This is a genomic window from Kitasatospora sp. NPDC127067 (genome assembly GCF_042724755.1).
GTDB lineage: Bacteria > Actinomycetota > Actinomycetes > Streptomycetales > Streptomycetaceae > Kitasatospora > Kitasatospora lactacystinica.
The window spans coordinates 10,009-24,172 of sequence record NZ_JBHXEM010000070.1 but is presented as its reverse complement, the minus strand read 5'-3'; the positions used below and the strand labels follow the sequence as shown (position 1 = coordinate 24,172).

General features: G+C 75.7%; 15 protein-coding genes. 12 read left to right on the top strand and 3 right to left on the bottom strand.

Annotated features, from left to right (window positions below):
* Nucleotides 1–30 precede the first annotated feature (30 nt).
* The 8 genes from ACFWJ4_RS25590 (at nucleotide 31) to ACFWJ4_RS25555 (ending at nucleotide 8,733) form a co-directional block, all read left to right on the top strand.
* Nucleotides 31–597, top strand: a complete 567-nt coding sequence (locus ACFWJ4_RS25590) for a TetR/AcrR family transcriptional regulator (RefSeq protein WP_380547341.1) — start codon at nucleotides 31–33, stop codon at nucleotides 595–597.
* 197 nt (nucleotides 598–794) lie between these two features.
* Nucleotides 795–3,014, top strand: coding sequence for a SpoIIE family protein phosphatase (locus ACFWJ4_RS25585; protein WP_380547338.1), 2,220 nt, complete (start codon nucleotides 795–797; stop codon nucleotides 3,012–3,014).
* Nucleotides 3,015–3,246: 232 nt separating this feature from the next.
* Complete coding sequence (locus ACFWJ4_RS25580; protein ID WP_380547393.1) at nucleotides 3,247–4,512, top strand: sensor histidine kinase; 1,266 nt, start codon at nucleotides 3,247–3,249, stop codon at nucleotides 4,510–4,512.
* Nucleotides 4,496–4,909, top strand: a complete 414-nt coding sequence (locus ACFWJ4_RS25575; RefSeq protein ID WP_359897914.1) for a roadblock/LC7 domain-containing protein — start codon at nucleotides 4,496–4,498, stop codon at nucleotides 4,907–4,909. The genes ACFWJ4_RS25580 and ACFWJ4_RS25575 overlap by 17 nt, the downstream gene beginning before the upstream one ends.
* Nucleotides 4,906–5,253: a DUF742 domain-containing protein gene (locus tag ACFWJ4_RS25570; protein WP_359897915.1), complete on the top strand. Its 348-nt coding sequence runs from the start codon at nucleotides 4,906–4,908 to the stop codon at nucleotides 5,251–5,253. Before ACFWJ4_RS25575 ends, ACFWJ4_RS25570 begins: the two co-directional genes overlap by 4 nt.
* The gene (locus ACFWJ4_RS25565) at nucleotides 5,231–5,884 is read left to right on the top strand and encodes an ATP/GTP-binding protein (protein ID WP_380354874.1); all 654 of its coding nucleotides are present in this window, start codon (nucleotides 5,231–5,233) and stop codon (nucleotides 5,882–5,884) included. Before ACFWJ4_RS25570 ends, ACFWJ4_RS25565 begins: the two co-directional genes overlap by 23 nt.
* Before the next feature lie 1,309 nt (nucleotides 5,885–7,193).
* The gene (locus tag ACFWJ4_RS25560) at nucleotides 7,194–8,441 is read left to right on the top strand and encodes a cytochrome P450 (protein WP_380547335.1); all 1,248 of its coding nucleotides are present in this window, start codon (nucleotides 7,194–7,196) and stop codon (nucleotides 8,439–8,441) included.
* Between the two features lie 31 nt (nucleotides 8,442–8,472).
* Nucleotides 8,473–8,733: a hypothetical protein gene (locus ACFWJ4_RS25555; RefSeq protein WP_380547332.1), complete on the top strand. Its 261-nt coding sequence runs from the start codon at nucleotides 8,473–8,475 to the stop codon at nucleotides 8,731–8,733.
* Nucleotides 8,734–8,904: 171 nt separating this feature from the next.
* On the opposite strand, the gene ACFWJ4_RS25550 is transcribed toward ACFWJ4_RS25555, so the two are convergent.
* The gene (locus ACFWJ4_RS25550) at nucleotides 8,905–9,729 is read right to left on the bottom strand and encodes an isocitrate lyase/phosphoenolpyruvate mutase family protein (protein WP_380547330.1); all 825 of its coding nucleotides are present in this window, start codon (nucleotides 9,727–9,729) and stop codon (nucleotides 8,905–8,907) included.
* Nucleotides 9,726–10,226: a carboxymuconolactone decarboxylase family protein gene (locus ACFWJ4_RS25545; RefSeq protein WP_380547328.1), complete on the bottom strand. Its 501-nt coding sequence runs from the start codon at nucleotides 10,224–10,226 to the stop codon at nucleotides 9,726–9,728. The genes ACFWJ4_RS25550 and ACFWJ4_RS25545 overlap by 4 nt, the downstream gene beginning before the upstream one ends.
* 198 nt (nucleotides 10,227–10,424) lie before the next feature.
* On the opposite strand from ACFWJ4_RS25545, the gene ACFWJ4_RS25540 reads away from it, so the two are divergent.
* From ACFWJ4_RS25540 to ACFWJ4_RS25530, 3 genes are all read left to right on the top strand, one after another.
* Nucleotides 10,425–11,207, top strand: coding sequence for an NRDE family protein (locus ACFWJ4_RS25540; RefSeq protein ID WP_380547326.1), 783 nt, complete (start codon nucleotides 10,425–10,427; stop codon nucleotides 11,205–11,207).
* Nucleotides 11,208–11,316: 109 nt separating this feature from the next.
* Complete coding sequence (locus ACFWJ4_RS25535; RefSeq protein ID WP_380547324.1) at nucleotides 11,317–11,535, top strand: hypothetical protein; 219 nt, start codon at nucleotides 11,317–11,319, stop codon at nucleotides 11,533–11,535.
* A gap of 98 nt (nucleotides 11,536–11,633) precedes the next feature.
* The gene (locus tag ACFWJ4_RS25530) at nucleotides 11,634–12,554 is read left to right on the top strand and encodes an undecaprenyl-diphosphate phosphatase (protein WP_380547322.1); all 921 of its coding nucleotides are present in this window, start codon (nucleotides 11,634–11,636) and stop codon (nucleotides 12,552–12,554) included.
* Here ACFWJ4_RS25530 and ACFWJ4_RS25525 read toward each other — a convergent pair.
* On the bottom strand, nucleotides 12,539–13,249 hold the full coding sequence (locus ACFWJ4_RS25525; RefSeq protein WP_380547320.1) for an alpha/beta fold hydrolase: 711 nt from the start codon (nucleotides 13,247–13,249) through the stop codon (nucleotides 12,539–12,541). The two genes, ACFWJ4_RS25530 and ACFWJ4_RS25525, sit on opposite strands and share 16 nt — an antisense overlap.
* A 69-nt stretch (nucleotides 13,250–13,318) precedes the next feature.
* Between ACFWJ4_RS25525 and ACFWJ4_RS25520 the strand changes: the two genes are divergently transcribed.
* On the top strand, nucleotides 13,319–14,083 hold the full coding sequence (locus tag ACFWJ4_RS25520; RefSeq protein WP_380547318.1) for a glucose 1-dehydrogenase: 765 nt from the start codon (nucleotides 13,319–13,321) through the stop codon (nucleotides 14,081–14,083).
* Nucleotides 14,084–14,164: the final 81 nt, after the last annotated feature.

Genomic DNA, 14,164 nt, shown 5'->3' with positions numbered 1-14,164 from the left:
CGACGTCATCCGTACGGAGAGCCCGAACCCATGCCCCGCGTAGGACTGACCCCCGACCAGGTCGTCGACCACGCCCTCGCCCTCATCGACGAGCAGGGCGCCGAGGCCCTCACGCTGGCCTCCGTCGCCGCCCGGGCCGGGGTCGCCACCCCCTCGCTGTACAAGCACGTCAGCGGCGGCCTCGCCGCGCTGCGGCTGCTGATCGCCGTACGGGTCACCGGGGACCTGGCCGACCGGCTGGCCGAGGCGGCCGTCGGGCGCAGCGGGGACGACGCCGTCGCCGCCGTGCTGCGCGCCTACCACGCGTACGCCACCGCGCACCCGCACCGCTACAACGCCCTCCCCCAGGCCCCGCAGCCCGACGACGACCTGGCCCGCGCGGGCGCCCGACTCGTCGGCGTGATCATCGCCGTCCTGCGGGAGTACGGCCTCGAAGGCTCCGAGGCGATCCACGCCGCCCGCACCGTCCGCTCCCTCGCCCACGGCTTCGCCTCCCTCACCACCGCCGGCGGCTTCCGGCTGGCCGAGGACCTCGCCACCACCCACGACCGCCTCATCGCCACCCTCACCACCGGCCTCCGCGCCTGGCCCGCGTAGGGGGCCGGCCCGCACGGACCCGGAGGGCGGCACCGCCCGCGCGCCGGAAGCCGGCCGGGCCGACTTCCCGCGCCGGGCCGCGCCCGGACGACCGCCGGTGCGGACGGCCACCTCGCCGGTGCCGGTGCGACGGCCCGGTCCCCGTTCACCTCTTGAGGAACCATTCACCGCTTGGGGAAATGGGGTATTAAGGGTCAGTGCCCCTGGAGCCCGCCGACAGTCCGACCGCGCGCAGTGCGATGCGCTGCGTGCGCCTGCTGCTCGGCTGCACCAGCGCCGCCGAGCTGCTCGGCACCGTACTGGCCGAGGGCCCGAGCTGGATCACCGGCGAGGGGTCCGCGCTGTACCTGCTGGACTCCGCCGGGATGCTCCGGCTGACCGCCTCGCACGGGCTGCCGGACTGGGCGCACGAGCGCTACGGCGTGGTCGATCCGGCCGGGGAGCTGCCCGCCGCGATGGCCCTGCGGCTGCGGCGCCCGTACCTGCTCAGCCCCGAGCACACCAGCGTCGACTACCCGAACGCGAACGCCGGACTGGGCACCGGGATGGTCGCCGTGATCGCCCTGCCGATGGTCGTGGACGAGCGGCCGATCGGGGTGCTCGCCCTCGCGCTGGCCCACCGGGGCACCGTCCCGCGCCGCGACCTGGACGTCCTGGAGACCGTCGCCGAGGCCTGCGCGCACCGGCTCTCGCACCTGCTGGACCATGCCGACGCCCATCTGCCGCACGGCACCCGCGCACCCTACGGCGTCCGGTTGCCCGAGGGTCCGCGGGCGGCGGACGGCCGCCCGGCCGGGCCGGCCCACCCGCTGCTGTCGCTGGCGGTGCGGGCCGCCGGGCACGGCGCCTTCGAGCGCGACCTGGTCACCGGCGAGAGCTACTGGGACGCCGAGGCGTTCCGGGTGGCCGGGCGGCCGGCCGCCCCGGACGGCGCCGCTCCCGAGCTGGACCGGCTGGTCCACCCGGAGGACCTGCCGGACGTGCAGGCCGCGCTCGCCGAGGCGCTGGCCACCGGCGGCCGCTACCGGATCGGCTACCGGGTGCTGCGGCCCGGCGGCCGGCCCGCCCGGGTCGAGGAGTCCGGCGAGGTGATGCTGGACGTGCACGGGCGGCCGGTGCGGATCGCCGGGCTGCTGGCCGAGGCCGGGTACCGGGAGCAGCCGCCGGCCGAGGAGCGGAACTCCCCGGCCGCCGCCCGGACGGCGCTGCTGCTGACGCTCACCCGGGCGCTGTCCCGGGCGGTGACCGTCCGGGACGTCACCACGGCCGTCACCGACGTCGCCCGTCCGGCGCTCGGCGCCGCCGGCATCGTCCTGGACCTGGTGGACGCGGGCCGGCTGCTGCCCGTCTCGCACACCGTGTACGGGGGCCCGCGCCGCACCGAACTCACCCGTCTGGCGGATCTGTCCGAGGGCGTGATGCAGCGGTCGCTGGCCCGTTCCGCCCCGCTGTTCAGCGAGCCCTCGGCGGCCCGTTCCCGGCGCGATCCGCTCGCCCCGGCCGCCTGGGCGGTGCTGCCGCTGGTCGCCTCCGGGCAGCAGGTGGGCTCCTGCCTGATCACCTTCGCCGCCGAGCGGGTGTTCAGCCGCGAGGACCGCACCCTGTACTCGGCCTTCGCCGGCATCCTGGCGCAGTCCCTGGAGCGGGCCCGGCTGTACGACACCCACCACCACCGGGCCTCCGAGCTGCAGCGGGCGATGCTCCCGCGCACCCTGCCCCGGCTGTCCGGGATCGCCAGCGCCGCCCGCTACCTGCCGAGCACCGAGGGCATGCAGATCGGTGGCGACTGGTACGACCTGCTGCGGCTGCCGGAGGGCCGGATCGGGCTGGTGATCGGCGACGTCCAGGGCCACAACGCCGAGGCCACCGCGGTGATGGGCCAACTGCGCAGCGGGCTGCGGGCGTACGCGACGGACGGGCACGACCCGGCCGCCACCCTGACCCGCACCAGCCGGCTGCTGGCCGAGCTGGACACCGAGCTGTTCGCGACCTGCCTCTACCTGACCCTGGATCCGGCCGACGGCGCGCTGACCGCCGCCCGGGCCGGGCACCCGGCGCCGGTGCGGATCACCGCCGACGCCGCGGCCGTCGAGCTGGAGCTGCCGGGCGGGCCGCCGCTGGGGGTGGACCCGGAGCAGCCGTACCCGCTGGCGGTGGAGCGGCTGGCGGTCGGGGAGACGCTGCTGGCGTACACCGACGGGCTGGTCGAGGACCGCGAGGAGGACTACGACGAGTCGGTGCAGCGGATGCTCGGCGGGCTCGAACTGTGGGCGCGGCAGACCGGTCCGGGGCGGATCGGCCCGGCACCGGCGCTGGAGCGGCTGGCCGATCTGCTCACCCTGAACGTGACCGAGCGGCGGTCCCGGCCGGACGACGTGGCGCTGCTGCTCCTGCACCGGACGACACCCCTTCCGTAACACCGTGCACACGGGCCCCACACATCGCGGAACGCGATCCGGCCGTCGGGCTCGATTCCGGCGTTCCCACCGGTGCCGATCAGGCTGCTCCCCCGGCTCGTCAGGCGCAGGGATCGGGGTCGAACGAGTGCCGATTGGCGCCGAATTGACTCGATATTGACGAGATCCGGTCACTTGGCGAGATCCGTTCACACCTTCGTAGGATCATCACCCTAGAATTCGCGGCGTGACGATGACTCAGTGGTCCGTAACGGCAACCGGCGTACTCGCCGTCCTCGCCCTCGTGGCCGCCGCGCGGTACCGCGCCGTGTCCGTCACCCAGCGCCGCCGCGCCGACCGGCTGCACGGCGAACTCGCCGCCCTCCAGGAGCAACTGACCGCCGAACTCTCCCGCCGCGGCGAGGACCTCGCCGCCGTCCAGCAGGAGCAGGAGCACACCGCCTCCACCCAGCGGGCCTTCCTCAGCGTCGCCCGCCGGATCCTGGTGATGGCCCACGACCAGCAGGCGCTGCTGGACGAGATGGAGCGCACCCACGACGACCCGGCCCTGCTGGAGGGCCTGCTCAAGGCCGACCACGCCGCCGCCCAACAGGCCCGGCTGGCCCAGACCCTGGCCGTGCTGTGCGGCGCGCGGGCCGGCCGGCACTGGCCGGAACCGGTCCCCCTGGAGGACGTCGTCCGCGGCGCCCAGTCGCGCATCCTGCCGTTCCAGCGCGTGGTGGTGCGCAGCCGGACCGAGACCGCGGTGGTCGGCGCCGCCGCCGAGGCGCTGATCCACGCGATCGCCGAACTGCTGGACAACGCCACCCGCTACTCCCCGCCCAGCACCCAGGTGTTCGTCACCCTGATGCCGGTGCACAACGGCGCCGTCATCGAGATCGACGACGGCGGCGTCGGCATGCCGGAACAGGCCGTCGTCAAGGCCGCGGCCGCGCTGGCCGGCGGCAGCACCCTGGAGGTCTCCCGGCTGGGCGAGGTCCCGCAACTGGGCCTGGCCGCGGTCGGCCGGCTCGCCGAGCAGTACGGCTTCCGGGTCACGCTCAGCTCGGCGCCCTCGCCGTACGGCGGCGTGCGCGTGGTCCTGCTGCTGCCCAACGCGCTGCTCACCGAGCCGCTGCCGCCCACCGTCCCCGGCCTCGGGCCGGACGACCGGGCGTTCAACCCCGGCCCCCGACCGGCCTCCCCCGTCGGTCACCCCCTGCTGGAGACCCCGCCGTCCGGCCGGCACGCCGCCACCGGCGACACCCCGCCCCCGCTGCCCCGCCGGAGCCACCGGCGCGGCCGCACGAGCCGCCCCGCCCAGCACGCCGCTCCCCCACCGCAGCCCGCGCCGCCCTACCGCTCGGCCCGGGACGCGCAGGCGTTCATGGCGATGTTCCAGGCTGGGACCGCCAGCGGCCGTACCGCCGCCCGGGCCCAGGCCCAGTCCGACCCTTCCCTTCCCGCTTCCCCCCGACTTCCCCAGCGCTCCGGAGAGTTCCATGACCACCACCCCTGATCTCGGCTGGCTGCTCGCCGACATCATCGCCGTCCCGCAGGTCCAGCACGCCGTCGTCGTCTCCAACGACGGCCTGGAGATCGGCCGCAGCGCCGGCATCGCCCGCGACGACGCCGAACGGCTCGCCGCCGCCTGCTCCGGACTGCAGTCGCTGGCCCGCGGCGTCGCGACGGGCTTCGGCGGGCCGGGCAGCGCCACCCGCCAGATCATCATCGAGTACGGCGGCGGCTACCTCTTCGTCGTCGCCGCCGGGGCCGGCGCGCACCTGGCCGTGGTGACGAGCGAGGCGGTCGACGCCGGCCTGGTCGCCTACCAGATGCAGGTCCTGGTCGAGCGGATCGGCACCCACCTCACCAGCCCGCCGCGCGTCGACCACGCGGCGGGGGGCCACCGGTGAGCGGCCCGGTCCGGCCGTACGTCATCACCGGTGGGCGCAGCCGCTCCACCCGGGCCGAGCTGGCCCTGGAGAGCCTGGTCAGCGCGTTACCCGACCCGCCGGACCTGCCCGAGCACCCGCTGCTGAACCGCGAGCACCGGCGCATCCTCGACCTCTGCCACAGCCTGCTGTCCATCGCCGAGGTGGCGGCCCACCTGGGGCTGCCGCTCGGCGTCGTCAAGGTGCTGGTCGGAGACCTGTGGGACCTCGGCGCCGTGCAGGTGCTCCCGCCCGTCCCGCAGGCCGAACGCCTGCCCGCAACCCTCCTGGAGGAGGTGCTCGTTGGCCTCCGCCAACTCCGCTGAAGCCGTCCCCGACGCCCCGGACGCAACCGACGCGGCCGGTGCCGCCGACGGACCGCAGTACCTGCCCTCCTCGGTGCAGGGCGCGGTCAAGATCCTGGTCACCGGTCCGTTCGGGGTGGGCAAGACCACCCTGGTCGGCTCGCTGAGCGAGATCACCCCGCTGCGCACCGAGGAGACCATGACCGCCGCCAGCGCGGGCATCGACGACCTCACCGGGCGCCCCGGCAAGACCACCACCACGGTGGCGCTGGACTTCGGCCGGATCACGCTCAACTCGCGGCTCGCGCTGTACCTGTTCGGCACGCCCGGGCAGCAGCGGTTCTGGCCGCTCTGGGACGACCTGTCGCGCGGTGCGCTCGGCGCCATCGCCATGGTCGACCTGCGCCGCCCGGACGAGAGCTTCGACGTGCTCGGCCGGCTGGAGGAGCAGCGCATCCCGTTCGCGGTCGCGGTCAACACCTTCCCGGACACCCCGGGTTACCCGGAGGAGGAGCTGCGCTCGGCGCTGGACCTGCTGCCGGAGGTGCCGATCCTGCACTGCGACGCGCGCGACCGCCGGCAGTCCTACGACCTGCTGATCGACTTCGTCGACCACCTGCACCGCAGCTCGATCCTGGAGCTCCAGGGATGACCACCCCCGAACCCCCCGGCGCCGCCGGGTGCCCGGTCGCCCACGGCACCGGCCTGCCCGGCGGGCTGCCCGTGGGCGTCCCGCTGACCCCGCTGTACGGCCCGGCCGTCGCCGAGGACCCGCACGGCCTGTACGCCCGGCTGCGCGAGCGCTACGGGCCGGTCGCCCCCATCGAGCTGGAGCCCGGGGTCGAGGCCTGGCTCGTCCTCGGCTACGCCGAGCTGCTCGAACTCACCCGCAACGAGGCGCTGTTCTCCAAGGACTCGCGCCGCTGGCGGGTGCCCGCCGAGGGCCGGCTGGCGGCCGACTCCCGGCTGCTGCCGATGACCTCCTGGCGGCCCACCCTGCTCAACCTGGACGGCGCCGAGCACCAGCGGCTGCGCTGCGCCGTCTCGGACACCCTCGCCCAGATCGACCACCGCCAGCTGCGCGGCACCACCGAGGCCGCCGCCAACGGGCTGATCGACGGCTGGGGCCCGGACGGCACCGCCGACCTGGTCGCCCAGTACGCGCGCCGGCTGCCGCTGCTGGTCTTCACCCAGCTCCTCGGCCTGCCCGCCGACGCCGGCCCGCACCTCATCCGGCTGATCCACCACATCGCCGACAGCGGCGCCGAATCGGTGCGCGCCAACCAGGAGTTCCAGGCGGTCCTGGTCGACCTGGTGCGGCGCCGCCGGGCCACGCCCAGCGCCGACCTCACCTCCTGGCTGCTGGCCCACCCGGCCGCGCTGACCGACGAGGAGGCGGTGCACCACCTGGTGGTGATGATGGTCGCCGGGAACGAGACCACCATCTGCTGGACCGGGAACACCCTGCGGCTGCTGCTCACCGACCGGCGCTTCCGGGCCACCCTCACCGGCGGACGGCTGACCGTCTCCGACGCGCTGGAGGAGGTGCTCTGGCGCGACCCGCCGACGCAGAACTTCCCCGGCCGCTGGGCCACCGGCGACACCGTGCTCGGCGGCCAGTACATCAGCGCCGGCGACATGCTCGTCCTCGGCCTGGCCGCGGCCAACGCCGACCCGGCCGCACAGGGCGTCTCCGCCGCCGCCCAGGGCTCGCTCGGCGGCAACCGGGCGCACCTGGCGTGGGGCGCGGGCCGGCACGTCTGCCCGGCCCAGCACCCGGCCAGGATCATCGTCGAGACCGCCGTCGAGACCCTGCTGCACCGCCTCCCCGACCTCCAACTGGCCGTACCGGCAGGAGAGCTGACCTGGCGCCCGTCCCCGTGGTCCCGGGCCCTGACCGCCCTCCCGGTGCTCTACAGCGCCTTCACCCCGCCCCGCCCGCCAGCTCCCGAGAGGCCCGCATGGACACCACCACCGACGCCGGAACCCGCGCCGAGCCCGTCAAACTCGACCCCTTCGGCCGCGACCAGCACGCCGAGAACGCCCGACTCCGCGCGGCCGGCCCCGCGGTCCTGGTGGAACTCCCTGGCGGGGTGGTGGTCTGGGCGGTAACCCACCACGACACCCTCCAGTCGCTGCTGGCCGACCCCCGGGTCGGCAAGGACGCCCGGCTCTGGAACACCTTCCGGGAGGGACGGCTGCCGGAGGGCTGGCCGCTGCTCAACTTCATCGCCGTCCCCGGCATGGTCACCGCCGACGGCGAGGACCACCGGCGGCTGCGCGGGCTGGTCTCGCAGGCCTTCACCCCGCGCCGGATCGCCGACCTGGCCCCCGCCGTCGAGGCCCGGACGATCGCGCTGCTCGACGAGGTCGCGAAGCTGGAGGGCCCGTTCGACCTGCGGCGGCACTTCGCCTACCCGCTGCCGATGCAGGTGATCGGCGAACTGCTCGGCCTCGCGCTGGAGCAGCAGGACGAACTGCACGAGCTCTCCGACACCATGGTCTCCAGCTCGGCCACCCCGGCGGCGGCCCTGGCCGCGCAGCGGGGCCTGAACGCGCTGCTGGCCTCGGTGGTGGCGGCCAAGCGGGCCGAGCCCGGAAACGACCTGACCAGCGACCTGATCGCCGTCCGCGAGGCCGGCCACCCCCTCGACCGGCAGCGGCTCAGCGAGGCCGAGCTGGTCGGCACCCTGCTGCTGATGCTGGTCGCCGGGCACGAGACCACGCTCAACCTGATCACCAACGCCGTCCGCGCCCTGCTCGCGCACCCGGACCAGCTGCGGCTCGTCCTGGACGGGGAACAGCCGTGGTCGGCGGTGGTCGAGGAGACCCTGCGCTACGACTCCCCGGTCGGGCAGTTCCCGCTGCGCTACGCGACCGAGGACATCGCGGTCGGCGACGTGGTGATCCGGCGCGGCGAGGCGCTGCTGGCCTCGTACGCGGCGGCCGGGCGGGACTCCGGGCACCATCCGGACGCGGACCGCTTCGACCTCACCCGGCAGCCCGCCAAGCACCTGTCGCTCGGCCACGGCCCGCACTTCTGCCTCGGCTCCGGGCTCGCCCGGCTGGAGGCCGAGACGGCGCTGCGGCACCTGTTCACCCGCTTCCCCGGGCTGGCCCCGGCGCAGGGGCTGACGAACGAGCCGATCGCCTCGTTCGTCAGCAACAGCGTGCGCACCCTGTGGGTGACGGTCCGAGCCGGCCGGTGACCTGAGGGCGGTCCGGGTCGTTCGCCAGGGCATGAAGAAACTCGCCACCCTGGCCGCCCTCACCATGGCGGGCCTCGCCCTCGCCGCTCCGGCGGCCTGCGCCGCCACCCAGACCGCCTCCTCGCCGGACGTCACCGGCGGGCTCACCGACGGGCTCGAAGTCTCTCCCGCCGACCTCGCCCTGAGGACCGTGGGCACGCTCCCGCTGGTCGGCAAGCCGGCCAACGAGATCGAGGCGATCGGGACCAACCAGCTGGACCACCCGGGGCTCAGCGGGCACGTCCTCAACTGATCCGCCGATCAGGTGGCCGGGCGGTCGGTGGCCGGGTGATCGGTGGCCGGACGGCCCGGTGGCGCACCCGCCCGGCGACCGGCCCGTGGGCGGCCGGCCGACCCCCGAACGGTCGGCCGCCCACGGCACTCGACGCGCGGCACCCGGGCCGAGTGGCTCAGCCCGCGGGGCTCAGCCCGCGGACAGCCGGTTGAGCTCCGGGTAGCTCAGCCCTTCGGCGAACGCGCCGAACGTGCCGCTCCCGTACACCTCCCGCGCGGCCCGGCGGACCGCCGCGTACGCCACCTCGGCCAGGCCCGGGCCCAGGCTGATCCGGGCCACGCCGAGCTTCGCGAGTTCGGCGACCGCCGGGGAGCCGGGACCGGCCAGCACGTTCAGCGGCGCCGGGACGGCCGCGACCAGGGCGGCGATGGTCTCCGGGTCGGCCACCCCGGGGACGAACACCCCGTCCGCGCCCGCCGCGACGTACGCCCGCAGCCGGTGCACCGCGTCGTCCAACCGGCCCTCCGGGGCGCCGATCCCGTGCAGGAAGACATCGGTGCGGGCGTTGACGAAGAGCGGCACGCCGGCCGCGTCCGCCGCGGCCCGGGCGGCCGCGATCCGCTCGGCGGCCTCCTCCGGGGGACGGCCCTCGTCCTCCAGGTTCACCCCGACGGCGCCGGTGGCGATCAGCGCGGCGACCGTCCCGCCGACGCCGGCGGCCGTGTCCGCGTAACCGCCCTCCAGGTCCGCGGTGACCGGCAGGTCGACCGCGCGGACCACCTGGGCGGTCCGGGCCAGCACCTGCTCGGGGTCGGCGCCGCCGCCGTCCGCGCTGCCCAGCGACCAGGACACGCTCGCGCTGGCCGTCGCCACCGCCCGCGCCCCGGCGGCGGCCACCAGCCGGGCGCTCGGCACGTCCCAGGCGTTCGCCAGCACCAGCGGCTCGCCCGGGCGGTGCAGCTCGCGCAGCAGCCGGGCCCTCTCCCGCCGGACGGCGGGGTCCGCGGCGCTCACTTGGCGGCCGGGCTCATGCGGGTGGACACGCCGATCCGGTTCCAGGCGTTGATGGTGGCGATCAGCGCGATCAGCTGGGCCAGCTCGGTCTCGTCGAACCGCGCGGCGGCCTCCGCGTACACGGCGTCCGGCACGTGGCCCTGGGTCAGCAGGGTGACCGACTCGGTGAGGGCCAGGGCGGCGCGCTCGCGGGCGGTGAACCACGGGGTCTCGCGCCAGGCCGGCAGGGAGACCAGGCGGTGGTCCTGCTCGCCGTGCTTGCGGGCGTCGGTGGAGTGCATGTCGATGCAGTAGGCGCAGCCGTTGATCATCGAGGCGTGCACCTTGACCAGCTCGGCGATCACCGGGTCGAGGCCCTCCCGGGAGGCCCGGTCCACGGCGATCATCGCCTGGTAGTAGGCGGGGGCGAGCTTGTGCATCAGCAGGCGCTGCTCGGGGGCGGGCACCGGGGCCCCGTGCGTGCCGGTCGTCGCGGCCGTCGTCTCGTTCGTCGTCATGGCCGCCAGCCTAGGAGCCCGGTGGCCTGGCGGCCTGGTGCGTTCGGCCACCCGTTCCTTGGGCCACTTCCCGGGGCACGTCCGGGGCACGTCCCGGCCACTTCCGGCCACTTCCGGCGTACGAACGACCGTGCGAGGATCGCTGGCAGGGAATCGTCGGCAGGAGGTCGCCGAAGGTCGAGGTCAGGGGGCACGGTCGTGTGCACGGCGTTCGTCAGCATCGAGCCCGGAGCGGCCGTCCCGGTGCTGCTGCTGTCCGTCCGGGACGAGTACCTGGGCCGCGCCTGGCTGCCGCCCGACCACCACTGGCCGGACCGTCCGGAACTGCTCGGCGGACTGGACCTCGCGGCCGGCGGCACCTGGCTGGCCGTCGACCCCGGCCGGCGCACCGCCGCCTGCCTGCTGAACGGCTTCGGCCCGCTCGCCCCCGCCGACGCCCGGCGCACCCGCGGCCGGCTGCCGCTCACCGCCCTCCGGGAGGGCGGGATCGGCCACCTCGACCTCACCCCGTACGACCCGTTCCACCTCGTCCTGGCCCGCGCCGACGGCGCCCGGGTGTTCAGCTGGGGCGGCGGGCGGCTGGAGGAGCGCGAACTGCCGTCCGGCCTGAGCGTGGTGCTCAACGACGGGCTGGAGGGCCTGGCGGCCGGCCGGACCGCCTCCGAGCGGATCCGCGCCCTGATGGCCGCGCGGGCCGCCCACTTCCGGTCCCGCTTCACCGCCGTGCCCCGGCCCGGACCGACCGCCGACGGACCGGCCGAGGCGGCCTGGGGCGGGTGGCTGCCGATCGTCGCCGGGGACGGGCTCGCCCCGGACGCGGACGCCGCGCTGGTCCAGCGGCGGGACTTCGGCGACGGACGGGTCTGGGGCTCCTCCTCGATCTCGCTGCTCGCGCTCGGACCGGACCTGCTGCGCTACGACTTCGCGGCCGCGCCGGTGGCCGCGGACGGGCCGGGGTGGCGGCGGGTGGCGGCGGCCTGAGGAAGGGCCGACGGCAGTCGGCCCCACGTCGGCGGCGGCGGAAAAGGACTTGCACCTGACGCTGCGGGAGGCGGCATCGTGGCGCGGGTCGAGCCCGAAGGAGACCGCCGTGACCCACCCGGACCCCGCGCCGCGCCCCCGCCCCCGTCTGCTCGCCGCGCTGACCGTCGCCCTGCCGCTGGCGGGCACACCGGCCGCGGTGACCGCCCTCGTGCTGTTCGGCGACGCCGCGCACCGGACCGTCCCGTCCGCCACCGTCCTGGCCTCCGTGGCGGCGGCGCTGATCGGTCATTTCGGCCCCGGTGTCGCGCAGCCGTACGGTCGGTGAACTTCCGACGGCGGGGTTGGCGAACGTCTACATGCCCGTAGTAGCTTCGCGACGGCCCCGGATCCGGGCGGCCACCGACCCCCGAGCGAAGGTGCGCGATGTCGACCCTGACCTACCCGGAAGCGATAGGCGTCGGCCTGCTCCAGGGCGTGACGGAACTCTTCCCGGTCTCCAGTCTCGGCCACAGCATCCTGCTGCCCGCCCTGGTCGGCGGAAGGATCCAGCACGACCTCGACATGACCGCCGAGGGCTCCTCGTACCTCGCCGCCCTGGTCGCCCTGCACCTGGCCACCGCGCTCGCGCTGGTCGTCTACTTCCGCAAGGACTGGGTCCGGGTGGTCGACGGGCTGTTCGGCTCGATCCGGCACCGCCGGGTTCAGACCCGCAACGAGCGGCTCGCCTGGCTGCTCGTCCTCTCCACCATCCCGGTCGGCGTGGCCGGCCTGGTGCTGGAGAAGGCCCTGCGCAACGCGCTCGGCAAGCCCGTCCCGGCCGCGGTCTTCCTCGCCCTCAACGGCCTCGTGCTGCTCGGCGCCGAGCGGCTCAAGCGCGGCGGCACCGGCCGCCGCCGGGCCGGACGCATCGCCGCCGCCGACGACGAGCCGGGCACGGACCCGGCGATCGCCTCCGACCACCGGCTGACCCGGCTCGGCTACGGGCAGGGCGCCTGGATCGGCGCCGCGCAGATCCTCGCGCTGTTCCCCGGCATCAGCCGCTCCGGCGTCACCATGAGCGCCGGCATCCTGCGCGGACTGCACCACGAGGACGCGGCCCGGTTCTCCTTCCTGCTCGCCACCCCGGTCATCCTGGCCGCCTCGGTGCTGAAGGTGCCGGAGCTGTTCAAGCCGGAGAACTCCGGCGTGCTCGGCCCGGTCCTCGCGGGCAGCCTCGCCGCCTTCGTGGCCGGGTACGTCTCGGTGCGCTTCCTCACCAGGTACTTCGAGACCCGCAGCCTGACGCCGTTCGCGCTCTACTGCTTCCTGGCCGGCGCCGGCAGCGCGGTCTACCTGTCGCTCTGAGCCGTCCGGACCGCCCCGGCCAGGGCCTGCGCGAGCTCGGCCGGCCGGGAGAACATCGGCCAGTGCCCGGTGTCCAGCTCCACCAGCCGCCAGTGGCCGTCCGCGACCAGCCCGGCGACCACCGGCGGCGGCTCCGGCCAGTCCAGCAGGCACTTCACGTACACCGTCGGGAGCGCGCTCAACGGGCCCCGCAGGACGGCGGGTTCGGTCAGCGAGAGGCCCGGGTGCGCAGTCGCCCCCGCGACGATCCGGGCGATCTGCCCGACCGTCAGCCCCTGCCCGGCGAACTCGGCCGGCGGCAGCGGCGGCCACCAGCCCCCGTGCGCCGCGAGTTCCGCCCGCAGGGCGGCCGGCTCCGGCATCCGGTCCGCGAAGGACTCCCCCGCCACCGGCACGTTGGCGTCCACCAGGACCAGCCCGGCCAGCCGTCCGCCGATCCGCTCGGCGGCCTGGCCCACCGGGATGCCCGAGTAGCTGTGCCCGACCAGCACCACCTCGTGCAGGTCCAGCCGCTCCACCTCGGCGACGACGTCCGCCACGTGCGCCTGCTGCCCGGCCGGCGTACCGTGCTTCTCCGCGAGCCCGGAGAGGGTCAGCGGGAACGCCCCGTGCCCGGCCTCGCGCAGCTGCGCCGCCACCTCGTCCCACGCCCACGCCCCGAGCCAGGCGCCCGCCACCAGTACAAAGTTCGCCATGGGCGGCACCGTAGCGCGCGCGTGCGACAGTGGCCCGGGAAACGACGGCGAACAGGACGTGGAGGAAACGTGGTTGAGGAACAGGGCGGGCCGGCCCCGCTCACGGGGAAGGCGGCGGTCGTCACGGGCGGCTCGCGGGGCATCGGGCGGGCCGTCGTCCGGCGGCTGGCCCGCGACGGCGCGCAGGTCGTCCTCGGCTACGCCCACGACGAGCGGGCCGCCGCCGAGGTCGTCCGTACCGTGGAGGCCGAGGGCGGCCGCGCCTGGGCACTGCGGGCCGACCTCGGCGAGGCCGGTGCCGCCGAGCGGCTGATGGCCGAGGCCGAGGAGCGGCTCGGCGGACTGGACGTCCTGGTGAACAACGCCGCCGGCTCCTTCACCCCGACCCCGCTGGCCGAGCTGGACGACGCGGACCTCGACGCCGTGTTCACGGTCAACACCCGCGCCGCCTTCACCACCGTCCGCTACGCCGCCCGCCGGATGCGCGACGGCGGACGGATCGTCAACATCTCGACGGTGAACACCGTCCGGCCCGTCCCCGGCATCGCCGCGTACGCCGCCAGCAAGGGCGCCGTCGAGCAGCTCACCGCCGTGGCCGCCGTCGAACTGGGTCCGCGCGGGATCACCGTCAACACCGTCTCGCCCGGCGCCACCGACACCGACCTGCTGCGCGGCACCAACCCGCCCGAGGCCCTCGACCGCGTGGCCGGCCTCACCCCGCTGCGCCGCCTCGGCCGACCCGAGGACATCGCCGACGTCGTCGCCTTCCTGGCCGGGCCCGAAGGGCGCTGGCTCACCGGACAGAACCTCCGGGCCGCGGGCGGGCTGGCCTGATCCCCGGCCCGGGCCGCCCGGCAGCCGTCCGGGCGGCCCCCCCCGTGCCGCCCGGAGGGCCCGGGCGGCCAGGCGGACGGG

What these genes read in the sequence shown, in the direction of transcription:
- ACFWJ4_RS25590 (WP_380547341.1), top strand. Translation starts at nt 31, where the DNA reads ATGCCCCGCGTAGGACTGACCCCCGACCAGGTCGTCGACCACGCCCTC.
- ACFWJ4_RS25580 (WP_380547393.1), top strand. Translation starts at nt 3,247, where the DNA reads ATGACTCAGTGGTCCGTAACGGCAACCGGCGTACTCGCCGTCCTCGCC.
- ACFWJ4_RS25575 (WP_359897914.1), top strand. Translation starts at nt 4,496, where the DNA reads ATGACCACCACCCCTGATCTCGGCTGGCTGCTCGCCGACATCATCGCC.
- ACFWJ4_RS25560 (WP_380547335.1), top strand. Translation starts at nt 7,194, where the DNA reads ATGGACACCACCACCGACGCCGGAACCCGCGCCGAGCCCGTCAAACTC.
- ACFWJ4_RS25555 (WP_380547332.1), top strand. Translation starts at nt 8,473, where the DNA reads ATGAAGAAACTCGCCACCCTGGCCGCCCTCACCATGGCGGGCCTCGCC.
- ACFWJ4_RS25545 (WP_380547328.1), bottom strand. Translation starts at nt 10,226, where the DNA reads ATGACGACGAACGAGACGACGGCCGCGACGACCGGCACGCACGGGGCC.
- ACFWJ4_RS25530 (WP_380547322.1), top strand. Translation starts at nt 11,634, where the DNA reads ATGTCGACCCTGACCTACCCGGAAGCGATAGGCGTCGGCCTGCTCCAG.
- ACFWJ4_RS25525 (WP_380547320.1), bottom strand. Translation starts at nt 13,249, where the DNA reads ATGGCGAACTTTGTACTGGTGGCGGGCGCCTGGCTCGGGGCGTGGGCG.